This is a genomic window from Bacillus sp. AFS029533, assembly GCF_002585125.1.
Taxonomy (GTDB): Bacteria; Bacillota; Bacilli; order Bacillales; family Bacillaceae_G; genus Gottfriedia; species Gottfriedia luciferensis_B.
Window position 1 is genome coordinate 164,127 of record NZ_NUQC01000027.1, and the last position, 25,102, is coordinate 189,228.

Here is a 25,102-nt window from a genome sequence, read left to right on the forward strand (position 1 = left end):
GGTCACTGACTTGGACAGCCTTTTTTATATGAAATAATACTTTCACCTGAGTATTTCTTTATTTTGACATATTTTATCTTGCTATGTATTATCATTGTAGTACAAGTTGTTTTTGAGAGGGGGATCCTATTGACAAATATCATACATCAAATATTAGAATTTTTTGCATCATTAGGATATTTAGGAGTAGCATTAGGATTAATGATAGAGGTTATTCCGAGTGAGATTGTTTTAGCATATGCTGGTTATCTTGTAGCCGGAGGGCATATAAATTTTGCAGGTGCCTTGGTAGCAGGTGTAATCGGGGGAACTATTGCACAATTATTTTTATATTGGTTAGGTTATTTTGGTGGTCGACCAATTATTGAAAAATATGGTAAATATATTCTAATTAATAAGCATCATCTTGATTTAGCCGAAAAATGGTTTTCAAAATATGGCGTTGGAGTAGTATTTACGGCTCGCTTTATTCCAGTTGTTAGACATGCCATTTCGATTCCAGCGGGATTAGCAAAGATGCCGATAAGTAAATTTACACTATATACAGTTCTTGCAATCATTCCTTGGTCGATCCTATTTATCAAAATTGGTGAGAAATTAGGTAAAAACTGGGAAACTGCTAAATCTGTTTTAGCTCCATATACCCCAATGCTAATTATTATAGCGATCGCCCTATTTGTTGTATATTTTTTAATGAAAAAATTAGTGGCAAAAGGTAGAAAATAAAATAAATATGATTTGTTTTTCATTATATTACATATAATATGATAAATTTCAATTGGAAGGATGAATTTTATGTATTCTATGTCGTATGATGCATTAAAATCTGATTTATCAAATACTCTTTCAACTGTTCAAAATCAATTGAATACGGAAGATTATTCATTACATACAAAAGAACAATTACAAAGTCAGTTAGAAGTTTATCAATACATTGATGAGTTAAGTGATATGCATTATTTTTATAAAAGCGGATACTGAAAAATAGGTCACTATAAGTGGCCTTTTTCTTTATTTGTGAATAGTATAAATGCTCACTAAAATAGCTACTCCAAGCGTTTGATTATTAGAAAATGGACTTTCTTTTTAATAAAGGTTGAAACATATAAAAATGTTTCGTATGCTATTATTGTGTAGTTTTTGTTTTAGAATTAGAGGTGAATTAAGATGCTAAATTTTTATCTTTCAGATGCACAAGGGAAACTAAATCAAGTCGATGTTATTGAGAAAGGTTGTTGGATCAATGCGATCAATCCAACAGAACAAGAAATTCAATATCTAGTTCAAAAATTAGACTTAGATTTAGATTTTATTAAAGACCCACTTGATGATGAAGAACGTTCAAGGATAGAGGTTGAAGGGGAACACACTCTAATTATTGTTGATATTCCAATTGTAGCTCATGATGATAATGGGCACACAATTTTTGATACAATACCAATCGGGATGATTATTTCATCTCACACGTTTGTAACAATTTGTTTAAGTGAAAATCCGATTTTTGAAAGATTTATTTACCAAAAAGTAAAAGGATTTTTTACGTTTAAAAAGACTAGATTTGCACTTCAACTATTGCATACGACATCATCATATTATTTACGTTATCTTAAACAAATTAATCGCAAAACAAATGAAATTGAAGTCGAATTACATCAATCTACGAGAAACCAAGAATTATTTACAATGCTGAACCTTGAAAAAAGTCTTGTTTATTTTACGACTTCATTAAAATCGAATAAAATCGTCATGCAAAAAATCCTTAAAGGGAATATTTTAAAAATGTATGAAGATGATGAAGATTTATTAGAAGATGTTATTATCGAAAATAAACAGGCTATAGAGATGGCAGAAGTTTATAGTAATATCTTAAGTGGAATGATGAATACATTTGCTTCAGTTATCTCAAATAATTTAAATATTGTAATGAAATTTTTAACTTCTATTACAATTATTTTATCAATTCCAACAATGGTTTCTAGTTTTTATGGGATGAACGTTGATCATATCCCATTAGCAAATATTCCACATGCGTTTCCAATCGTAATAGGTATATCTGCAATATTATCAACTACAATTGCATTAATATTTTGGAAAAAAAGGTACTTTTAACTCACAAAGCCGCCGGTCATTCGGAGGTTTTGTGAGTTTTCATTTTTAAAAGTACATGGGAGAGAGATTATGAGTACGAATTTTTATCATTCGTTTTTACAAATGAATACGATCTTTATTTCGATTGTAGTAGAAGCATTGCCATTTATATTAATTGGTGTGTTTATATCGGGGATCATTCAAATATTTATTACTGAGGAAATGTTATATAAGATAATACCAAAAAATAGATATCTAGCAGTATTTGTAGCTATTTTATTGGGATTTATTTTCCCAGGTTGTGAGTGCGGAATTGTACCAATTGTAAGTAGGTTGATCAAAAAAGGTGTGCCACACTATGTAGCGGTCGCGTTCATGTTAACAGGGCCAATCATTAACCCAATTGTACTGTTTGCAACATTTATTGCATTTGGTAATAATATTGAAATGGTTATTTATCGTGCTGGAGCTGCTATGATCATTGCTTATATAATTGGAATCGTATTATCATATTTAAAAATTGAGAATCCATTAAAACACGATTTAGTTACAATTCCAGTTGATCATACAATTCCTGTTAGGAAAAAATTATGGAGTGTTTGTGTACATGCTATAGAAGAATTTTTCTCTATGGGTAAGTTTTTAATTTTAGGTGCATTTATTGCAGCGTTCGTACAAACATTTATTCCAACTTCAACATTAATGCATATTGGTAATGGACAAGTTGCTAGTATTCTAGTAATGATGGCATTAGCGTTTATTTTATCTCTTTGCTCTGAGGCTGATGCATTCGTAGCATCTTCATTTCAAAGTACGTTTTCTTTAAACTCAATCGTTGCGTTTATGGTTATTGGTCCAATGATCGACATAAAAAATACATTAATGTTATTCCAACATTTCAAAAGTCGATATGTATTCATAATTATTGGATTAGTTATTGTATTAACGTTTTTCACAACATTATTCATTTAAGGGAGAATCAATATGGCAAGAGCATATGTACTATTAGGATTTACCTTCTTTTTAATGCAATTGCATATTAAAGGTACGATCTCAAAATATATTAATATGAAATACTCTTATTTATCTCTTACAGCTGGGATATTATTTGCATTTCTAACTTTAATTCAAGTAATTCATACGTTAAGAACTAGTCATGATGAAGATGAAGTGCATAGCCACGATCACGATCATGATCACGACCATAGCCACCATCACGATCATAGTTGTGATCATACTTGTGTACATGGACATGTTCATAAAGAAGCTAAGGGTTTTAAAAAGTTTTTAAATGGCTTAGTATTCATCTTTCCATTGTTTACCGGTATATTTTTACCAGTTGCAACTTTGGACTCTACGATTGTACAAGCAAAAGGGTTTCATTTCCCTGTTTCAGAACCGGGTAATAATGATCCTTTTATGCAAAGGCAGTATTTAAAGCCTGATTTAAGTATTTACTATGGGCAAGAAGGATATCAAAAATTAATTAAACAAGAATCAAAAGAATATATAAATAAAAAAAGCATTGTCCTAAATGATTATGACTTTCTTAAAGGAATGGAAGTTTTATATGATGAGCCTGGAAAATATTTAGGAAAGCAATTGACCTATAAAGGCTTTATCTATCATGAGAAGGGATTGAAAAAAAATCAGGTTTTCTTATTTAGATTTGGAATTATTCACTGTGTTGCCGATTCTGGTGTATATGGTGTGCTAATTGATTTGCCTAATGGACAAACGTTAAAAAATGATCAATGGATTGAAGCTACTGGTAATATACAACAAATGTACTATCAACCATTTAAAGTAAACATTCCTTATTTAGATGTCACTAATATTAAGGAAATACAACCACCAAAAGATGCGTATGTATACCGTAACAAGTAAAATGAGCCTAAATGGCTCATTTTTTTTTTATTTTTAGGATAAACAACTAACAAAATCTTATAAAAAAAACTATTTTTAAAATTTCATTTACCGAAATGACAGTAAAAATAGAAAAATAATATAAAAAACTTGTTCATATCTAGACATGTACACATTCAATATTTAAATTTCTACGTATGTTATAAATGTACAATAAATAATTATAGAGGTGTTCTTAAATGTGGGGATTTTGTGGTTGCAATCGTAGAAGAGAAGAAAGAGAAGAAGTATCTCCAGTAAGAGATATGAGAGAGTTTGTTGAAGTTCGTAGACCATGTAATGAATGTGATTGTCATAGAAATAATGACAATGACAGAGTAATGAGTGAAAATATGAATAATAGCCATAACAGAAATAGAAACAGAAACATGAATGAAAACAGAAACATGAATGAAAACAGAAACATGAATGAAAACAGAAATATGAATGAAAATAGAAACGAAAACAGAAATATGAATAATAATAGACGTAGTGGATGTAGAAGAAATAGAAATATGAATAACAGTATGGTATCGCCAGCAACAAACTCATTTTGTGAAACTCAATTAGAAGCTGCAAGAAATAGTTGTGTTGTAAATCCGTTCACAGTATTCAATCGTTGCAACAATAATAATAATATGTAATTTATTGAAAAAAGAGCTTTTACACTAATTGAATTATGAACTTTTTTTTGAGGTGTCTTTTACGGCATCTCTTTTTTTACTAATTAAAGTTCTAATAAAATTCATAAATGAGTGTGGATTAAAAATGATGAAGTGTCGAACAATTTAATATTCTAATAACACTCGGCTATATATGAAGAGTAATTAATAGTATTTAATAATTTTTTCATTCTATTTTATAGGGCTTGTACATACGTTTTATTAGAGGTGATTTAATGAGACAATCAATATATATAAAATCTATTAATCTTAAACGTGTAACGGCAAGTGTCTTTGTAGGCATTGTCTTATTATTTTTGTTAGCGAGTTTATTTGTGACATCAATGAAAAATACTAAATCATATTATGTGCATCAATGGTTTGAAAAAATGAGTTATGAAGGATTTATTAAAGCGTTTGAATATGAAAATGGTCATTTTAGGGTAGGTGACGACTCTACTAAAAATGGACAACCTATCGGTAATATACTTTTTTCATTTATTACAAATATTAGACTGTACGATCCAAAAAGTTTATTAGTGCATGAAATATCTAGTATGACAAAATTCGAAAATAATATCCTAGTTGCTGGAGAAGGCATTGATTTTACGAATCTTCCAATAGAATCAAGCTTAACACTTGACGAAATTAACCAAAATCCAACTGTTAAAGATCCAGTTAATGAACCAATTAAAAATCCAACAAACCCACCATCAAAAACTACAAATGGAAAAGATGTCTTTTTTATTTACCACACACATAGCTGGGAATCATTTTTACCTTTAATCCCGGGTGCAAAGTCGCCAAATCAAGCTTCTTCTCCAAAAGTAAATGTAAGCTTATTAGGTGATCGATTGAAAAAGAATTTAGAAGCAAATGGAATCGGTGCGATTGATGATAAAACAAATATTGGAGCCGAATTAACGAAAAGAAATTGGAATTGGGGAAGTTCATATAAAATGTCTAGACTGGTTGTACAAGATGCGCTTTCTCAAGATCAAGATCTAAATTATCTTATTGACATACATCGTGATGATCAAAGAAAAAATGTGACAACTACTGAGATTAATGGGCAAAAATACGCAAAGCTATACTTTATCGTTGGAGTAGAAAACAAAAATTATAGAAAGAACTTAGCGTTAGCTAAAGATTTAAATAGTGAAATTATGAAATTTAACAAAGGTTTAACAAGAGGGATATTTAGTAAAAACTATAAACAAGGAAATGGCGTTTATAACCAAGATTTATCACCACACTCAATATTAATCGAAGTAGGAGGGGTCGATAATACATTACCAGAACTTTATAGAACAATTGACTTGCTCTCAGATATCTTAAGTAAATACTATTGGGATCATCAATAACATAGTTAAAAGATAAAAAGAAGACCACGAAAAGAAAAAACTTTTCATGGTCTTTCTTTTTTCCTTATTCCATAAAACTCCTATCCCAAGCCTCATTTAAACTCTCTTTCATAACCATCAGTAAATTGTAAACAATAGATAGTAAGAAATTTGTTAAAACCTTAAGATGGAGGATTAGAAATGAAAAGAGGATTTATTATCGTACTATTATTGTGCTTAATAGCGACATCAAAACCGGTAAATGCAATTGCGGTACAAAATGAAGTATTAGAAGATGCAGTGTTATCAATTCTTTTTCCTAGTATAAATAACCGCTTATATAAAATGTTCGGTCCAGGAGAACAATATAATTGTGCGACAATAACAAATATAAAAAAGAAATATAATGGTACATATGTCTTCGGGGCAACAATTCAATTAATTGCATATAAACAAGATCAACAACCACCTTATACTCTTGTTAAATTTAATTTCTCAAACGATGACGGTGAATGGAGTATTCGCTCTGTTTCGAAAGAACCAATTCAAACAAAAACTACATCTTTATGTAGGCCTCCTGTTTAACATTATTTTTTAGGTTGATCATGCGAAAAGTTGGTAAAAAATGTAAAAAAATATTAGGTAAAAAGAATTAAATTTATCATTTTTGATGATAAATTTAGTATAAAGTGTGATATGATAAAGAAAAAAATTAAAGGTGGCAATATCGTTGGCGGGAATTGATTCAATAAAGGAGATTATCTATATTTATGGTGATAACCATAATCATTGCTTTATAACTTCAGGCATAAATTATAAAGAGTTTGTTCAAGGACTTCCTTTTCCTCTTCAAAACATCCTTTTGCTAAAACACGATATTCAATGGTCCGAATTTAATTTAAATTCCTCTTTTTATTATGTTGAAAGAGAATATATCAATCAATTTATATTAGAACATAGCGAACATGATGACCTATGTTGGATCGATTTTGAAGAATTAGCAGATTTAGATGAGCTAGAGCCTAAAGAAATTGCAGAATTACTGTATCTTGCTCACAAAAAAGAACCATTACAAAAACCTTTTATACCAAGATTAAACAATTCTTTTGCATATATGAATATAAGTGATGGAATGTATCAAAAGGTTTATTATAAACGAACTAATGACTTTATCTTTATGCTTTGTAATGTCATTTCTTATAAAATTACACAACTTCAGAGAAGAAGTTTAAATATATTTAATCGTTCAAAACAAATTAATCCAATCAATATTAAATTAATGTTGACATTATATCCTTTAATGGAAGATGGATTAATAATTGATCTAAGTGAAAGAGTTGAAAATAGAAAAGTAATCGAAATCCCTATTTTCCGAGTTGATTTTTATTCTGGTGTAGATGAAATTTTAGAAAATGTCGAAGAGTATCGTGACCTTACAAATCATATTGCAAATTTAACTTATTCAAAGAAAGATGACGAATGGTCTGTCGTTCAAGTTTAAAGGAATTGATTGTCTTTCTGAAAAGAAAATTTAAAATTGGAAGATGATGAACTAAGAGTAAGTGAAATGTTTGCGGAGAATTAAAATGGACCTTTAAGGTTCTTTCAGTGTGTAGATAGAGTACAAAATCTGAAAGGACCTTAAAGGTCTTTTTTTGCTTTTTTCAATCTATTCTTAAAGAATTGCACTTAAGACAATTAATAAATTATAGAAAATAGTTACAATTACCGAAAATAATCCAAATCCAATTGCTGTATATCCTAAAGTGGAATGACCTTTAGTTACTGAGTATATTCCAAGTGCAATTCCAACAATTCCAAATAAAACAGGCATTAAAAATAACGAAAATAGTGAAAAAAATAGAGCTACGTATCCAATTACAATTCCAGAGGCATGCGATTTATCTGAAGTTGTTTCCGAATAAAACACATTCCTTGTGGGATAAAACTCTGCACCATATTCTTCGTTTTGATCCTTTGGTAAATTGTGATTACGTTTATGTTCTTTATGCTTTTTATGACGATACATTTCATTACACTCCTTTCTTTTAATGCCTTATCTTTAGTATGTAACTTTAAATTCCATTGATAAGTAGAAAGTATTAGTAATTTTGAATGATATGATTGAAGAATTTTGAATTTTTAAAAATGAATAATTTGTAAAATTGTGCTATAATTTTGATTATAATGAAGTGCAATTGGAGATGATCGAATGAGTCAAGTTAAGTCAGATTTAGAAATCGCTTTTGAATCAGAAATGAAGAAAATAAACGAAATTGCAGATAATTTAAATCTTTTTGATGAAGAAGTTGAAAACTATGGGCATTATAAAGCTAAATTGTCATTATCAATTTTAGACCGATTAAACGAAAATGAAGATGGTAAATTAATCTTAGTTACTTCAATAAATCCAACTCCTGCTGGTGAAGGGAAATCAACGGTCACTGTTGGACTTGCACAAGCTTTCTACAAAATTGGCAAAAATGCAATCGTAGCATTGCGTGAACCTTCTTTAGGGCCAACAATGGGAGTAAAAGGCGGTGCAACTGGAGGAGGCTATTCTCAAGTTTTACCGATGGATGATATTAACTTGCATTTTAACGGTGATATTCATGCCATTACTACAACGAATAATGCTTTAGCAGCATTTATTGATAATCATATTCATCAAGGAAATGAACTTGAAATTGATGTGCGTAGAATTACTTGGAAGAGAGTAGTCGATTTAAATGATCGTGCATTAAGAAATGTCGTTGTAGGTTTAGGTGGACCATCTGGTGGGGTCCCAAGAGAAGATGGGTTTGATATAACGGTTGCTTCTGAAATAATGGCAGTTCTTTGTTTAGCGACATCAATTCAGGACTTAAAAGAAAGACTTAAACGAATTGTTGTTGCTTATACTATACATAAAACTCCAGTAACTGTTGGAGATTTAAAAGTGGAAGGTGCACTAGCATTATTACTTAAAGACGCAATTAAACCAAATCTTGTTCAAACGATTGAACACACTCCTGCAATTATTCATGGTGGCCCATTTGCAAATATTGCTCATGGTTGTAACAGTGTTATTGCAACTAAAATGGCGCTGAAATTAGGGGAATATGTTGTAACGGAAGCTGGTTTTGGTGCAGATTTAGGAGCAGAAAAATTCTTAAATATCAAAACTAGAGCTTTAGGTGTTACTCCTGATGCAGTCGTAATAGTTGCTACAATTAGAGCATTAAAAATGCATGGTGGCGTAAATAAAAATGAATTGACTAATGAAAACGCTTTAGCAGTTAAAGATGGAATTCAAAATCTTGAAAAGCATGTGGAAACAGTTCGCAAATTCAATGTACCTGTTGTTGTAGCAATTAATAAATTTATTTCTGACTCAGAAGAAGAAATAAGTGTATTAAAACAGTGGGGACAAGATAACGGCATTAAGATCGTTTTAACAGAAGTTTGGGAACATGGTGGTAAAGGTGGCGTTGAGCTAGCTGAATCTCTTGTTAGTATGTTAAAAGATCCTAAAGAAAAGTTTAATTATTTATATGAATTATCTGATTCAATTGAAAATAAAATAGAAAAAATTGCAAAAGAAGTTTATGGTGCAGACGGAGTGAATATTTCTCCAAAAGCAAAAAAACAAATTTTGGAATTTAATGAGAATGGTTGGGGCGACCTGCCAATTTGTATGGCAAAATCTCAATATTCTTTATCAGACCAACCAAGTTTAGTTGGAAGACCTTCTGGTTTTAAAGTGGAAATAAGAGAACTAAAAGCATCAATTGGTGCAGGTTTTATTGTTGCACTAACAGGTAACGTAATGACAATGCCAGGTTTACCAAAAAAACCAGCTGCATTAAATATGGACGTAGATGAATTAGGTCGTCCAAAAGGATTGTTTTAATTAACTTAATAATTCATACTGAAAAAAACATACTCGCATTTGATGCGAGTTTTTTCAGTATAAGGTATTGTTTAAAAAAATACATCATAATAGGGGAGATGCTCATTTGATCAAGTTAGCTAAGTATTTAAAAGCATTTAGTACAAGTATAATTTTAGCTATATTATTCTTATTTGGTCAGGCCATGTGTGATTTGAACTTACCTAACTATATGTCTGAAATTGTAAACAATGGTATTCAGCAAAATGGTATATTGCATGTTGCTCCAGATGCAATTAGTCAAAAAGGTATGAAACTAATGACTACTTTTATGACAGATAAGGAAAAAGAAATTATATTTAAAAATTATGATTTAAAATCCGCAAATGATAAAAATTCAAAAGGAAAAAAATACATAAGTATTTACAAAAAGGCAGATCAGAGCATATACGTAAAGAAAAAATTGAATAAGAATGTAGAAAAACAACTGGATCAATCATTTGGTGCTTCTACTTGGACGTTATTTAATATTATCCAAGAAGAAGCTACTGGAAAAGTAAGTCATGCACAAACTAGTAGTAAGCCTAGTTCAAATAAGATAAATCTAGCAAAACTATATGAGTTGCAACCAATGTTTGATAAACTTCCCAAAAATTCGATACTAAATGCCCATAATAAAGCTATTTCATCGGATAAAACCTTACTAACACAAAGTGGTATTATGATGACGAAAGCATTTTATACTGAACTAGGCGTTAATTTACATAAACTAGGAAGTTTATATATCATAAAAATAGGATTCATTATGATTGCGATTGCTTTACTTGGAGGAATAGCAACAGTCTTAGTCAGCTTCTTGTCCTCAAGAATTGCCTCTGGTGTCGCTAGGAATTTACGTAAAGATGTATTCAAAAAAATTGAAAGCTTTTCAAACAATGAATTTGATAAATTTTCCACGGCATCACTGATTACAAGATGTACAAATGATGTAATGCAAATTCAAACTCTTTTAATGATGGGGATCCGAATGCTTTGTTATGCACCAATTATGGGAATTGGTGGAATCATAATGGCTATTAATAAATCTGCTTCGATGAGCTGGATCATTGCATTAGCCGTTATCGTTCTACTTTCTTTAATTATGGTAATCATGACAGTTGCGATTCCAAAGTTTAAATTAATTCAAAAGCTAATAGATAAGTTAAACCTCGTTTCAAGAGAAAATTTAACGGGATTGATGGTCATTAGAGCTTTTGGAAATGCTTCACATGAAAAAACAAGATTCCAAGAGGTAAACAGTGAATTAACGAAAACGAATTTATTTGTTAATCGTATCATGACAATAATGATGCCTTCAATGATGTTGATTATGAATGGCTCATCGCTATTAATCATCTGGGTTGGTGCTCACCAAATTGCTAAATCTAATATGCAGGTTGGCGATATGATCGCATTTATGCAATATGCAATGCAAATCATTACAGCATTTTTAATGATTTCAATCATGTTTATCCTTGTCCCTAGAGCTGCTGTTTCTGCTGCTCGTATTTCAGAAGTATTGTCTACTAATGTATCGATTATCGATCCAGCGCTTCATAAAAACTTTGAAGCAGTTAAAAAAGGATTTATTGAATTTAAAAATGTTTGTTTCCGTTATGAAGGTGCTGAAAATGATGTACTAAACAATATTTCATTTGTTGCAAAGCCAGGACAAACAACTGCTATTATTGGTCCGACAGGTTCGGGAAAATCAACAATTGCAAATTTAATATTACGTTTTTATGATGTTACCAAAGGGGAAGTCTTAGTTGATGGTGTAGATCTAAGGGAAGTAAAGCAAAAGGATTTACGCACTAAAATAGGGTATGTACCTCAAAAAGGACTTTTACTAACAGGGACAATTGCTTCTAATTTAAAATACGGAAATAAAAATATTTCTGATGAAGAAATGGAAAGAGTAGCACAAATCGCTCAGGCTAGTGAATTTATCTCTCAAAAAGAAGGGGATTTTAATGCTGAAATTTCTCAAGGTGGAGATAATGTTTCAGGTGGTCAAAAACAAAGAATTTCGATCGCTCGGGCTTTAGCAAGGAAACCCGAAATACTTATTTTTGACGATAGTTTCTCTGCGCTTGACTTTAAGACGGATTTTACGCTGAGAAAAGCGTTAAATGAAGAGATCGAATCAACTACGATGATCATAATTGCCCAACGTGTAAATACGATTATGAATGCAGAGCATATTGTTGTATTAGATAATGGTAGGATTGTAGGTCAAGGTACTCATAAAGAACTTCTGAAAAATTGCCCTGAATACTTAGAAATTGCTTCATCGCAGTTATCCAAGGAGGAATTAGCATGAGCAATTCTAATAAAAATACTATTCAAAATCGGGGCGGTGGTCGCGGGCCCGGTCAAATGTTTGGAAGAAATATCCCAATGGCGCCAGGTCAAAAGGCGAAAGATTTTAAAGGTTCGATGTCAAAATTGATGAGCTATTTAGGAGCGCACAAAAAGACAATCATTTTTGTCTTTATTCTAGCAATTATTTCAACTGTTTTTACAATACTAGGGCCAAAAATTCTTGGTAAAGCGACTGATGAAATTTTTTCTGGTGTCATGAAACAAATTAGCGGTAGCGGAAAAATTAATTTTGGAAAAATAAGTGTAATTGGTTTATGGTTAATCGGTTTATATTTATTAAGCTCACTTTTTGCATATCTTCAAGGCTACGTAATGAGTGGGGTTACGATGAAGGTAACTTTTAAACTCCGAAGTGATATAAATGATAAGATTCATAAATTACCTTTAAGCTATTTTGATCAAACAAGTCACGGTGAAATTCTTTCTAGAATAACGAATGATGTTGATACAATTAATCAAACATTAAACCAAAGTTTAACACAAATAATTACATCGATTACCTCGATTATTGGTATAACAATCATGATGATTTCGATCAGCTGGCAACTCACTTTAGTTGCGCTATGCATATTACCTCTTTCAATGGTATTTGTCATGATGATTGTTAAAAAATCTCAAAAACATTTTATTAACCAGCAAAGATATTTAGGGAAAGTAAATGGACATGTAGAAGAAATGTTAGGTAATCATGTTTTAGTAAAAGCATTTAGTGGTGAAGATGAATCTACAAGAGCTTTTAGTGAGTATAATGATGAGTTATATAAATCAGCATGGAGAGCGAATTTTCTATCGGGACTGATGATTCCAATCACAACTTTTATTGGAAACATTGGCTATGTTGCGATTTGTATATTAGGTGGATATTTTACTGCAAATGGATCAATGACTGTTGGAGGTATTCAAGCTTTCATTCAGTATGTTCGTTCATTTACACAGCCAATTTCACAAATCGCTAATATTTCAAATATACTTCAACAAACAGCAGCTGCTGCAGAAAGAGTATTTGAATTTTTAGAAGAGAAAGAAGAAGTACCTGAAGTAACAAATGCACGATCAATTAATCATATTGAAATGACAAGTGATGTTTGCTTCAATCATGTAGCTTTTGGTTATACACCTGAAAAAATGATTATTCATGATTTTAATTTAGTCGTTAAGCCCGGCCAAAAAATTGCAATTGTGGGGCCAACTGGAGCTGGTAAATCAACAATTGTAAATTTAATAATGAGGTTTTACGATGTTAATAGTGGGGAAATCACAATCGGTGGACAGAACATAAAGAATTTTAAAAGGGATGAACTTAGATCATTATTTGGAATGGTTTTACAAGATACTTGGTTATTTAATGGTACAATAGCAGATAATATCCGCTTTGGAAGGCTTAATGCAACGGATGAAGAAGTAAGAAATGCCTCTATTTCTGCTCAATCTGATCACTTTATTAGAGCTTTACCTGATGGATACAATATGATACTAAACGAAGAAGTGAATAATATATCCCAAGGTCAAAAGCAACTGATTACGATTGCTCGTGCAATATTGGCAGATCCTCAAATATTAATTTTAGATGAAGCAACAAGTAGTGTTGATACGAGAACTGAAGCACTCATTCAAAAAGCAATGGACAATTTAATGGTAGGAAGAACAAGTTTTGTGATTGCGCATCGTCTATCGACTATTCGAAATGCAGATTTAATTCTTTGTATGAAGGATGGCGATATTATTGAACAAGGTTCGCATGAGGAATTAATGGAAAAAGAAGGTTTCTACGCAAATCTTTATAATAGCCAATTTGAGATAATAAAATAAAAATTGATCCGATAAAATTGAATCAAAATGATTTTATCGGATTATTTTTTGTGTGGTTCGTTTATTATGATAAATAATAGGAAATACGAACTTAGGAATCTAATGATTAAAGGAGTTAAGATAATGTTTGATCCGACCGCTTTTGATAATATGAAGGTTATAATTGAAGGCCTCTTATATGACAAAGATTTAGATGGAGAATATGAAATCACTGATCGAAATGACTTTGTTAATCTTTCCAAAATGGATCGATTATTCTCAATTCGATATAAAAAATTAAACAAGTCGACTAAGACAACAAGTTGCACATTTTCAATGAGTACATCAGCTAGTGATTTATATAATGAATTAATTAATGGTAATACTGAAGTAGGATGTTATATTGAAATTGAATTTTCCTTTCCTAATCCATTAGAAATCGAAATCATTCAAAGAAGTCTACTTTTATTTCAAAATAAGACAAATGAGCAATTCACTCCATTTTATAACATTAAACATTCTATTTTAGATAAAAATATTATTGAATCGTCAGTAAACATAAAATTTCAAAATAAAATGACGGAAGATGACTTCGATCTAATAGAAGAATTGGTACATATTACAGAAATAATGTTACAATGGTACGATGAGCAAATATTAAAGGAGATTTAAATGGAATATTTTCAATTAGCAGAACAAACAATTTTAAAAATAAAAGCAAATAATATTACGAAATGGACAGCAGTTCAAGAGGAAGCAATCCCAGCGATTTTAGATGGGAACGATGTCATAGCGCAATCTCCGACAGGTACTGGTAAGACTCTTGCATATGTTTTACCTTTAATTAACAAAGTAGATGAAATGGAAGAAAATCCTCAAATTATTATTATGGCTCCAACTCGTGAACTTGTAATGCAAATTTTTCAGGTTGTTCAAGACTATACACAAAATACAAATATAAAAGTGGCTTCAATTGTTGGTGGAGCTGATATAAAACGTCAGATTGAAAAATTAAAACAGAAGCCTAAAATTATCGTTGGTTCACCAGGGCGAATTTCACAATTAATTAAACAGAAAAAATTAAAAATGCATTGTGTTAAGACAATTGTTTTTGATGAAGTAGATGAATTATTAAAAACGGATGATCAAAAAGATTTACCGCAAATTGTCAAAGCAACGATGAAAGATCGCCAACTAGTATTTTTATCAGCAACAATTACACCTGGAGCAATGCAATTTGCAAAGGAAACAAGTTCAAATCTAAAAGAAATTTCGATTGAACAAAGCTTGGAAGGAAATATAATTCATGGTTTTATTCCATGTGAAGAAAGAGAGAAGTTAGAATTACTTAGAAGAATTGCTTCTGTTCAAAATATGAAAGCAATCGTATTTAGTAATGATCCATTTAAACTTGAAGGATACGCTTCTAAATTAAATTTTAGAGGAATTAAAACAGCGGTATTGCATTCAAAACTAGGGAAAATGGAAAGAAGTCGAGTTTTAAAAGATCTTCAAATCGGTAAAACTACTTTACTATTTTCAACTGACGTAGCAGCACGAGGAATCGATTTACAAGAGTTACCATATGTTATAACACTTGATGTACCAGAAAAAGTTGAACAATATACTCATCGAAGTGGCCGTGTAGGAAGAATGGGTAATCAAGGTACTGTCATAAACTTGGTAACACCTCGAGAGAAAAAGAATTTATTTAGCTTAAGAGGAACACAAAAAATGTTTTTTGAACATTTAACGGTTTCACACGGTGAAATACAAAAAGTCGAAATGAAAGAAAATCAACTAAACGAAAATCAGCCAAAAGAAAAAAGATCGAAACCAGTTTCAAATCAAAATAAAAAACCTGTTTCAAGTAAAAATAAACCGATGAAAAAAATTAAAAAATAATAAAAACTTCAGCCGAATGGCTGAAGTTTTTTACAGTGTCGAATTTTAGAAAGGTCAATAGGGAAAACCGAAATTAAATGAACATTTATTTAATGATGAGATTATTATTTTTTGGATGATCTATTAATGGTTTTTAATGTTAATATCTTTGAGCAATTTCAAGATTCCAATAAGACAACTAATGATTTTTTTCAGAAGTTAAAAATATAATGAGCTAATTTTTAGAAAAACAAATTCAATTGATTAGTTTAAATAAAGTTTGTTATTAATTGACCTACAAGATGATGAATATACAGGTAGGTTATTCTAAGTAAAGGCTATTTGATTAGGGTTTATTACAGACTTTTTTTAATGGATATGTTTGATTGGAACGGAGGGATGCTCGACTCCTATGGGATTAGCGGGAAGGCTAAAGAATCCCGCCCCATGGAAAGCGAGCATCTTGTAGTGGAAATCAACAACACTCAACTCCTTTTACGAAAATTTGATAATTTAATTGACAAGGTTGTTTTTCAACAGCATAAAAACTTCAGCCGAATGGCTGAAGTTTTTTATTTTATTAATCTTGATCCATAGCTAGTACTAATCCCATAGCTGAAACTTCCAAATCTAACTTAATAATCTGGAAAACTGGATGACTTTGCTCTATATTCTTATTTTGAAGATCTTGTTTTACTTCACCATATAATGCTGCTGACAAAATCCTACTTTTCTCATAAAAAGGTTTTTCTTTATTATCTTCAATCGTGGAAGCAGTTAGGTTAATAAAACGATCTAAATATAATTTTAAAGACTCATATACAAAATTGGTATCTCTAGTTAAACCATAATGGCCGAAGCAAATAGCATCCGGGTTATACTCTTGAATTTTTATTGATGAACTTAACGTTGCATCGTATGAAAATTGATTAGGCGATGTCGATGGTAAAATAAACGTACCGATTTCTTTTTGAAGCTGTGGATAATAAATACCTAATGTATCTCCTGTATACATAAATTTACTAGAAGAATCGAAAATTGAAATATGATGATTAGCATGACCTGGAGTATGCAAAAATGTTAATTTACGATTTTTACCAATAACAAGTTCCTCACCATCAGCTACCTGATAAATTTTAGTAGAGTCAATTGGAAGAATTGGGTTAAATAAACGATCAAAATCATCACCATAAACTTGTTTTGCACTCGCAATTAATTTTGTCGGATCTTCTAAATGCCTAGCTCCTTTTGGATGGACAAAAAGAGTTGTTTTAGGACATTTTTCCATTAGTAAGCCAGCGCCACCTGAATGATCTAAATGAATATGTGTTACGATAATATTTTTAATTCTGTCTAATGAAATTTGTAGCTCTTTTAATCCCTGTAATAAATATTCGTGGGAAGGACTAGCGCTTGTTTCAATGATAGTAATATCTTCATCTAAAATAATATAGCTACCCGTTCGTTCCTGAAACGATAAATCGAATAAATCAATTAAATATGTATTAAATCCTAAATCATGCATACTCTTACCTCCGTTCTATTGTTAAAAGGTGAAGAAATTAGTTTAATTAAACTATAATTTAAATACTAATAGGTTTGAAGGTTTTTTTCAAAAAATAGTAATTAGAATAGACTTTTTGATGGAAAATAATTACTATTAACATTATAAGGAAGTAGGAGGAATGTGAAATGAGTATTTATGATTTTGAAGTAAAAGATAGCAAGGGCGAAGATGTATCACTTTCAAAATATAAAGATAAAGTGATAATTGTTGTAAATACTGCAAGTGCATGTGGATATACTCCTCAATATAAAGATTTACAAGCATTATATGAAGAATATAAAGAAGAAGGATTAGTAATTCTTGGTTTTCCATGCAATCAATTTATGAATCAGGAACCAGGTTCAAATGAAGAAATTCAAAGTTTTTGTGAATTAAATTTTGGAGTAACATTCCCTGTTTTCGGAAAAATTGATGTAAATGGTGAGAAAGCAGATCCATTATTTAAATATTTAAGCTCGGAAGCTCCTGGTATTATGGGGTTAAAATCAATAAAATGGAATTTTACTAAATTTATTATTAATAAAAATGGTGAAGTCATTGAACGATTTGCTCCTCAAACAAATCCTCAAGAGATGAGATCGACAATTGAGAAATTATTGAAAGCTTAAGAACCTTTTTTAATATTGAATGGTTTTCGACCATATCAAAACGCTTGTGTTTATCGCACATCTGCAAGATTTGCTGCACGAAAAGACAAGCGTTTTGATTGGTTAATATTTCAACTTTTTTAAAACTTCGTCATTGGACATTAAGGACGAGTTTCGTACAATTAATCAGGACAAACAAGATGAAAGATGCAAGATTGGAAATCACCTGCTCGTTTTGCAATTTTTTTATTGGGGCCATTAAATTCGAGTGGTAAGGGAATTCCGTTTTCCATTAATTCGTTTCCATAAAAAGTGAGATTCGTAGTGTTTAGTAAATATTTCTTATTTGGATTTAAACCTGTCAGTTTTAGAGTCTGGTACTTCCTTGGATTTGGACTTGCTAATATTTTGTACCAACCTATAATGGCTTCATTTTTGTTTTTACTTATTACCATCCAAGCTACTTCGTTTTCCTTAAAAGGATCAAGTAACCGATAAAAATCTCCTTTCATAATTAATGATCGGTGATGTTTGTAAAATTGTATTTGCGATTTAATTTCTGATTTTTCTTTTTCAGTAAGTATTAAAGGATTTAATTCATAACCAAATGTTCCAAAGAATGCGACATTGGCTCTAATTGATAATGGGGTATTACGAAATGTTTGATGATTAGGTGATGCTGATACATGTGATCCGATGCTAGAGATTGGATAGGGTAGTGAGGTACCGTATTGAATTTTTAATCGTTCAATTGGATCTGTATTATCGCTAGCCCATGCTTGGGGTGCATAAAACAATAAACCAGGATCAAATCGACCACCGCCGCCAGCACATGATTCAAATAACACATTTGGAAAATCACTTACTAGTCGTTCATATAATTCATACACACCTAAAATATACCGATGATAAAATTCATCTTGCTGATCATTAGCTAACTTCATAGAATAAGCCTCAGTAATATTTCGATTCATATCCCATTTTATATAGTCTAAATTTGTATTTTTTATAACATCTGACATTTTTTTATAAATGTGATCGACAACATCCTTTCTCGAGAAATCTAATACTAATTGATGCCTTCCTAAAGAAACTTGTCGATTAGGTGTATGAATAATCCAATCAGGATGATTTTTAAATAAGTTACTATTTTGACTAACCATTTCGGGCTCAAACCAAAGACCAAACTTTAAACCCAACTCTTTAATTTTATTAGCAAAACTTTCTATCCCTTTAGGGAATTTTTCAGTATTTGAATACCAATCGCCTAGAGAGCTAGTAGCATTATTTCTTTTACCAAACCATCCATCATCTAATACAAATAATTCAATCCCAAGCTTTTTTGCTTCTTTTGCGATTTGAAGTAAGGATTTTTCATTAAAGTTGAAATAAGTTGCTTCCCAATTGTTTATTAATATAGGTCGCTCATTATTTTTCCAATTACCACGAATTAGGTTATTTCGATATAAATCGTGATAAGTTTGACTCATTCCGTTCATACCTTGATCAGAATACACCATCACTACTTCAGGAGATTGAAAATGTTCGTTTTCAGATAATTTCCAAGTGAAACGAAACGGATTTATTCCCAACGTAATTCGAGTCATGTCGTAATGATCAACTTCAGCTTGAGCAATAAAATTTGAGCTATAAACTAAATTAAAACCAAATACTTCACCATGATTTTCTGTAGTCTCTTTTCTTCTAAAGGCAAGAAATGGGTTATGTTGATGTGAACTTGAGCCACGTAAACTCGAAATGCCCTGTGTACCCATTACTAACTGTCGTTCCATTATATGTCTCTCTCTAGACCATGCACCACTTAGTTGAATCATAATAAAATCATGGTCAGGAAAATCAATCGATGTGCTCATAAATCGCTCTAAATAAAATGGTTCAATTCCTTGGTTACAAATATATGCACTTCTAGTAATAACAGATAAATCTTTAAATATTGTATAGGAAATTACAAGCACTGCTTTAAGAGTCGAGTCTTCTAGGACAATCTGAATTGTTTCTGCATCTTCATCATTTTCTGTATAAGTGGCAGGTAAACCTTGTAAAATGGGTTTCCCTTTTGTAATTGTATAATATTGATAGATAAAGTTAGTAATATGGCTACCGTTTAACTGACGAATACTTAATGCCGGTTCTCGATAGTCAGAAGTGCCATATACGGGATATTCCTGTCTGATCGTTTCAAGACTAATCGATCGATCAGCATAGTAATAAGAAGTATATGTTGTTGAAGAATTGTCATTTTGGATATGCGTAAAATTTGAATGAATGTCAATCGCTTTTCCAAAATACAAAGACCCAAGGTGACCATTTTTCATGACATAAAATACATAACTAATTCTTCCGTTTGTTAGATGAAACTTTTTTTGTTCGTCATCCACAAAAATCAGCATGATTGCACCTCTAGTACATGATTTAATTACTTCTAAAAACTTTTTATACTATTAAAGAAATTAGCTTAATCAAATATTTATGCACAATATAAAATTAATATTTTTTACTTATTGAAATTAATAAGGAAATTTTAGTCAAATTTTCATCTGATTTTCAGAAAAGAATTTTAATATTAATTGAGCATCTAATTACGCGTCTATTAAACGAAATCTTTAACATTTAATCAATAGAACTGAGAAAAAGGTTGGAAGGATCGAACTAAGGAGGGGGATTTTAATCAGTAATCCAAAAACTAAATATATACAAAGTGGTGTAATAAATATGAAATTATTTAAAAAATTAAGCCAGGAAAATAAACATTTAATAATTGCAACAATCTTAATGATCATTTATGTTTCTCCACTTTTCATACTAGGAGAAAATGCTCATATAAGAGTACATGATAATTTAGATTCAAATATTGCATGGTATAAAACACTTAAAAACTCAGGGCAATTATTTGGTAAATTAAATTCTACAATCCCGCAGATCATTGATGGATTACCAAGAAATGCTTATGGAACGGAATTTAGTGGTATACAGTGGCTAAATAATCTCTTTCCGCCAATGCTAGCTTATTCAATAGGTCAGACAATTACCAGAATTTTTGCGTTTCTTGGGATGTATCTCCTGTTAAAAAAGCATTTTATAACATCAAAAGAAAATTACCTAATTAGAGTATGGGTCTCACTTGCATTTGCGCTAACACCATTTTGGCCATCTGGAATGCTAAGTACATTAGGGATGCCACTAGCTCTATGGGCGTTTCTAAATATAAGAACTGGAAAATATTCCTGGAAAGACTGGATGACTCTTATATTATTACCCTTTTATTCTAGTTTTGTATTAGGATTCTTTTTCTTTTTAGTATTTATGGGATTGCTTTGGTTAAGAGATGTATTTGTAAAAAAGAAAATCAATCCAGTATTCTTTTTAAGTATTTTATTAATGACTTTAATGTATTTAGCAATTGAATATCGCCTTGTATTCTCACTCGTCATTCCATCTGAACCAACAAGTAGAAATGAATTTTTAAGCTCTACATTGGGCTTTTGGCATACGATACGATTAGTGTTTAAGAATTATTTTTTAGGACATACCCATGTTTTAACACTTCACACGCTAGTCATTGTACCATTATCTTTTATTGTATTCTGGACTTTAAGAAATAAAAAAAGAGATAGTATTGAAAAAAGATTTCTATACTTATTTATTCTTAATTTTTTATTATCCGTTTGGTACGCCTTTTGGTTTTATAAAGGATGGAAGCCAGTAAAAGAACAATTTCAACTGTTAAATACGTTTAATTTTGCTAGATTTCATTTTTTAAGACCTTTAATAATCTATTTAATGTTTGCTGTCGGAGCCTATCTTCTTTGGTTAAAGGGAAAAGGCTGGCAAAAGTTTGTGAAAATTTGTTTAGTCGTTCAAGTATTTGTCATGTTTTGTGCGAATGATGAAATTGTATATCGTGTAGCGGGGAAACCATCATTTAAACAATTTTATGCTGTAAATCAATTTAATGAAATCTCAAAATATATTGGAAAACCTAAAAATAGCTATCGGGTTGCAAGTATAGGCATTCACCCTGCAATTGCTCAATATAACGGTTTTTACACGCTCGATACTTATAATAATTTTTATTCGTTAAAGTATAAGCACCAATTTAGAAAAATAATTGCACCTGAACTTAAAAAAAGCCCCTTACTTGAAAATTACTTCGATCATTGGGGGGGAAGATGCTATCTATTTGTAGCTGAACTAGGTAAAAATTATGAATTTAAAAAAGACTCAAACGTTAAAATCCATCATTTACAACTAAATATTAACGAATTTAAAAAGTTGGGTGGGGAATATATTTTTGCGGCTGTCCCAATTGAAAATGCTAGTAGTAATGGACTTTTATTGAAGAAAGTATTTAATAATAAAAATTCTGCATGGCGTATATATCTTTACGAGGTAAATAACGACTGAAATGGATGTGATGATAAATGAAAACACCTTTATTGACGATAGTTGTCCCTTGTTACAATGAGCAGGAAGTTTTTGAGGAAACAACAAGACAACTTACTTACTTAATTGAAGAATTAATAGATGATTCTCTTATCTCTGATTATAGTAAAATCCTGTTTGTTGATGATGGAAGTAAAGATCGAACATGGGAACTAATAGAAAATGAAAGTAATGAAAATGAATATGTTAGAGGATTAAAGCTTGCAAAAAATGTAGGGCATCAAAACGCACTCATAGCTGGGCTTGAAATTGCAAACAAGCATTCCGATTGTGTAGTTTCAATTGATGCGGATTTACAAGATGATATTAATGTAATACGTAAATTTGTAGAAAAGTATTTAGAGGGATTTGATATTGTTTATGGCGTACGAGACAGTAGAGAAACAGATACTTTCTTTAAGCGTTCAACAGCACTTGGGTTTTATCGATTCATGGGGAAAATAGGGATTAATCTAGTTCCTAATCATGCTGATTTCCGATTAATGAGCAAGAGGGCATTAGATGAATTATTCAAATATAAAGAAACAAATTTATTCTTAAGAGGACTAGTACCTCTTGTAGGTTTTCCTTCAACTAATGTTTATTACGATCGAAAAGAAAGGTTTGCGGGTGAATCAAAATATCCATTAAAAAAGATGCTATCCTTTGCGTTTGACGGGATCACTTCATTTAGTATAGCTCCGATTAGATTTGTCTCGCTGCTGGGGTTTTTATCCATCTTATTTAGTTTAATAGCAGGTGGCTATGCAATCGTTCAACATATATTAGGGAATACGGTTAGTGGATGGCCATCATTAATGGTATCAATTTGGTTTGTTGGTGGAGTTCAATTATTGGGTATTGGAATGATCGGTGAGTATATTGGAAAGATTTATCACGAAGTTAAAAATCGACCAAGATATGCTATTGAAACAGATTTATATACAATGATCGAATCTGAACTCGTAAATAAGGGGCAAAGATGAATAAGACATTTTTCCGTTTTATTGTAGTAGGAATTGCAAATACAATTGTAGGATTATCATTCATTTATTTACTACTTCATTTATTTGGTTTATCTTATTGGATTTCAACATTTATTGGAAATTCTTTAGGAGCATGTATTAGTTACATTTTAAATCGGAATTTTACGTTTAAAAGTGAAGGCTCCGTAAAAAAAAGTATCCCAATGTTTATCATAGTCATTTTAACCTGTTATTTTATAGCATTTAATCTTGGAGCTAAAATAATTGATTACATTTTAAATTTACAGGATTTTATATCTCTAAATTTTAAAAATGACTTAGCTGTTTTAATAAGTTCTGGGTTATATACGGTTTTAAATTATTTTGGTCAAAAATTACTTGTTTTTAAAAATAAAAATATGACTAAAAAACAACTTGAAAACGAAAGAATGTGATCAATATGAATATTTTAGTACTTGGCGGAGCTGGTTATATAGGATCACACGCAGTATACATGCTGATTGAAAATGGCTTAAATGTGATAATTGTTGATAATTTGCAGACGGGAAATATAGGAGCGATACATTCAGACGCCATTTTTTATCATGGGGATATTCGTGATAAAGAATTTTTAAAGTCAGTTTTTCGAAATGAAAAGATAGATGGTGTATTACATTTTGCAGCAAATAGTCTAGTTGGAGAATCAATGGAAAAACCGTTGGAGTATTTTAGCAATAATGTATTTGGCACACATGTTTTATTAGAAGTAATGAATGAGTTTAATGTTAAATATATCGTATTTTCATCTTCTGCTGCTGTATATGGTGAACCTAAAATCGTACCGATCTCAGAAGATTTCAATACAGATCCAACGAACACATATGGTGAAACAAAATTAATGATGGAAAAGATGATGAAATGGAGTAGTTTAGCATATGGTTTAAATTATGTTTCGCTAAGATACTTTAATGTAGCTGGGGCAAAAAGTTCAGCTGAAATTGGAGAAGATCATTCTCCTGAGACGCATTTAATTCCATTAATTTTACAAGTTGCTTTAAATCAAAGAAAAGAGATTACTATTTTTGGGGATGATTATGATACCCCAGACGGGACTTGTATTAGAGACTATATTCATGTTGAAGATTTAGTGAATGCTCATTTACTAGCACTTAATTACCTTTTTAATGGTGGAGAAAGTGATATTTTTAATCTTGGAAATAATAAGGGGTATTCAGTTTTACAAATCGTTGAAGCAGTTCGTCGAATAACTAAGCATCCAATACCATATAAATTCGGTTCTAGAAGAGAAGGAGATCCAAGTGTTTTAATTGCTTCTTCAGAGAAAGCCAAAAAAGTTTTAGGATGGAAAGTAATGAATGAAGACATCGATTTGATTATTAAGGATGCTTGGAAATGGCATAAAACAAACCCTAATGGATTTAAGAACAAATATACTACTCAATATAATTAGATTTTTAATTTAATATAAAATTATAATTGATAGAATTTCAACAAACTGAAACCTTCACCCCAAGTGAAGGTTTCACGCTGTTGAAAAACAACCTTATCAATTAA

General features: G+C 30.9%; 23 protein-coding genes. 20 read left to right on the top strand and 3 right to left on the bottom strand.

Going from position 1 to position 25,102, the window contains the following annotated elements:
- Positions 1-123: 123 nt before the first annotated feature.
- The 9 genes from uptA to COE53_RS16325 all read left to right on the top strand — a co-directional run bounded on the left by uptA (position 124) and on the right by COE53_RS16325 (position 7,499).
- On the top strand, positions 124-726 hold the full coding sequence (gene uptA / locus COE53_RS16285) for an undecaprenyl phosphate transporter UptA (protein WP_286143691.1): 603 nt from the start codon (positions 124-126) through the stop codon (positions 724-726).
- A gap of 69 nt (positions 727-795) precedes the next feature.
- Entirely contained in the window at positions 796-981 is a 186-nt protein-coding gene (locus COE53_RS16290) for a hypothetical protein (protein WP_069031970.1), read from the top strand.
- A 186-nt stretch (positions 982-1,167) separates the two neighbouring features.
- Positions 1,168-2,109, top strand: a complete 942-nt coding sequence (locus COE53_RS16295) for a magnesium transporter CorA family protein (RefSeq protein ID WP_098948376.1) — start codon at positions 1,168-1,170, stop codon at positions 2,107-2,109.
- A gap of 69 nt (positions 2,110-2,178) precedes the next feature.
- Complete coding sequence (locus COE53_RS16300; RefSeq protein ID WP_098948377.1) at positions 2,179-3,060, top strand: permease; 882 nt, start codon at positions 2,179-2,181, stop codon at positions 3,058-3,060.
- Positions 3,061-3,072: 12 nt separating this feature from the next.
- Entirely contained in the window at positions 3,073-3,975 is a 903-nt protein-coding gene (locus COE53_RS16305) for a TIGR03943 family putative permease subunit (protein ID WP_098948378.1), read from the top strand.
- A 218-nt stretch (positions 3,976-4,193) separates the two neighbouring features.
- Complete coding sequence (locus COE53_RS23735) at positions 4,194-4,637, top strand: hypothetical protein (RefSeq protein ID WP_069031973.1); 444 nt, start codon at positions 4,194-4,196, stop codon at positions 4,635-4,637.
- A gap of 254 nt (positions 4,638-4,891) precedes the next feature.
- Positions 4,892-6,019: a stage II sporulation protein P gene (spoIIP, locus tag COE53_RS16315; RefSeq protein WP_069031974.1), complete on the top strand. Its 1,128-nt coding sequence runs from the start codon at positions 4,892-4,894 to the stop codon at positions 6,017-6,019.
- Positions 6,020-6,199: 180 nt separating this feature from the next.
- Positions 6,200-6,583 (top strand): DUF3888 domain-containing protein, encoded by a 384-nt coding sequence (locus COE53_RS16320; RefSeq protein ID WP_069031975.1) that lies wholly within the window; start codon positions 6,200-6,202, stop codon positions 6,581-6,583.
- 145 nt (positions 6,584-6,728) lie between these two features.
- On the top strand, positions 6,729-7,499 hold the full coding sequence (locus COE53_RS16325; RefSeq protein ID WP_069031976.1) for a hypothetical protein: 771 nt from the start codon (positions 6,729-6,731) through the stop codon (positions 7,497-7,499).
- Between the two features lie 174 nt (positions 7,500-7,673).
- Here the strand turns inward: COE53_RS16325 and COE53_RS16330 are convergent, their stop codons facing one another.
- The gene (locus COE53_RS16330) at positions 7,674-8,027 is read right to left on the bottom strand and encodes a hypothetical protein (RefSeq protein ID WP_069031977.1); all 354 of its coding nucleotides are present in this window, start codon (positions 8,025-8,027) and stop codon (positions 7,674-7,676) included.
- Between the two features lie 183 nt (positions 8,028-8,210).
- Here COE53_RS16330 and COE53_RS16335 point away from each other — a divergent pair, with 183 nt between their 5' ends.
- From COE53_RS16335 to COE53_RS24045, 6 genes are all read left to right on the top strand, one after another.
- Positions 8,211-9,890 carry a formate--tetrahydrofolate ligase gene (locus tag COE53_RS16335; RefSeq protein ID WP_098948379.1) on the top strand — a complete coding sequence of 560 codons (1,680 nt, stop codon included), beginning with the start codon at positions 8,211-8,213 and terminating at the stop codon, positions 9,888-9,890.
- 106 nt (positions 9,891-9,996) lie between these two features.
- A complete protein-coding gene (locus COE53_RS16340; protein WP_091021109.1) occupies positions 9,997-12,231 on the top strand; it encodes an ABC transporter ATP-binding protein in 2,235 nt (744 codons plus the stop codon).
- A complete protein-coding gene (locus COE53_RS16345; protein WP_069031980.1) occupies positions 12,228-14,102 on the top strand; it encodes an ABC transporter ATP-binding protein in 1,875 nt (624 codons plus the stop codon). Before COE53_RS16340 ends, COE53_RS16345 begins: the two co-directional genes overlap by 4 nt.
- A 123-nt stretch (positions 14,103-14,225) precedes the next feature.
- Complete coding sequence (locus COE53_RS16350) at positions 14,226-14,753, top strand: hypothetical protein (RefSeq protein WP_069031981.1); 528 nt, start codon at positions 14,226-14,228, stop codon at positions 14,751-14,753.
- Complete coding sequence (locus COE53_RS16355; protein ID WP_069031982.1) at positions 14,754-15,986, top strand: DEAD/DEAH box helicase; 1,233 nt, start codon at positions 14,754-14,756, stop codon at positions 15,984-15,986. It begins immediately after the preceding gene.
- Positions 15,987-16,337: 351 nt separating this feature from the next.
- Positions 16,338-16,562, top strand: a complete 225-nt coding sequence (locus COE53_RS24045) for a hypothetical protein (RefSeq protein WP_098948380.1) — start codon at positions 16,338-16,340, stop codon at positions 16,560-16,562.
- Here COE53_RS24045 and COE53_RS16365 read toward each other — a convergent pair.
- Positions 16,546-17,490 carry an MBL fold metallo-hydrolase gene (locus tag COE53_RS16365; protein WP_098948381.1) on the bottom strand — a complete coding sequence of 315 codons (945 nt, stop codon included), beginning with the start codon at positions 17,488-17,490 and terminating at the stop codon, positions 16,546-16,548. The genes COE53_RS24045 and COE53_RS16365 overlap by 17 nt on opposite strands.
- Before the next feature lie 167 nt (positions 17,491-17,657).
- Here COE53_RS16365 and COE53_RS16370 point away from each other — a divergent pair, with 167 nt between their 5' ends.
- The gene (locus COE53_RS16370; RefSeq protein ID WP_069031984.1) at positions 17,658-18,140 is read left to right on the top strand and encodes a glutathione peroxidase; all 483 of its coding nucleotides are present in this window, start codon (positions 17,658-17,660) and stop codon (positions 18,138-18,140) included.
- A gap of 161 nt (positions 18,141-18,301) precedes the next feature.
- Here COE53_RS16370 and COE53_RS16375 read toward each other — a convergent pair whose 3' ends face one another.
- Complete coding sequence (locus COE53_RS16375; RefSeq protein WP_069031985.1) at positions 18,302-20,530, bottom strand: alpha-galactosidase; 2,229 nt, start codon at positions 20,528-20,530, stop codon at positions 18,302-18,304.
- A 322-nt stretch (positions 20,531-20,852) separates the two neighbouring features.
- On the opposite strand from COE53_RS16375, the gene COE53_RS16380 reads away from it, so the two are divergent.
- From COE53_RS16380 to galE, 4 genes are read left to right on the top strand one after another with little or no spacing between them, the layout of a single operon-like run.
- Positions 20,853-22,544, top strand: a complete 1,692-nt coding sequence (locus COE53_RS16380; RefSeq protein WP_069031986.1) for a DUF6044 family protein — start codon at positions 20,853-20,855, stop codon at positions 22,542-22,544.
- Between the two features lie 17 nt (positions 22,545-22,561).
- On the top strand, positions 22,562-23,548 hold the full coding sequence (locus COE53_RS16385; protein ID WP_069031987.1) for a glycosyltransferase family 2 protein: 987 nt from the start codon (positions 22,562-22,564) through the stop codon (positions 23,546-23,548).
- The gene (locus tag COE53_RS16390) at positions 23,545-23,982 is read left to right on the top strand and encodes a GtrA family protein (RefSeq protein ID WP_069031988.1); all 438 of its coding nucleotides are present in this window, start codon (positions 23,545-23,547) and stop codon (positions 23,980-23,982) included. The genes COE53_RS16385 and COE53_RS16390 overlap by 4 nt, the downstream gene beginning before the upstream one ends.
- Before the next feature lie 5 nt (positions 23,983-23,987).
- Entirely contained in the window at positions 23,988-24,998 is a 1,011-nt protein-coding gene (gene galE, locus COE53_RS16395; RefSeq protein WP_069031989.1) for a UDP-glucose 4-epimerase GalE, read from the top strand.
- The last annotated feature ends 104 nt before the right edge of the window (positions 24,999-25,102 follow it).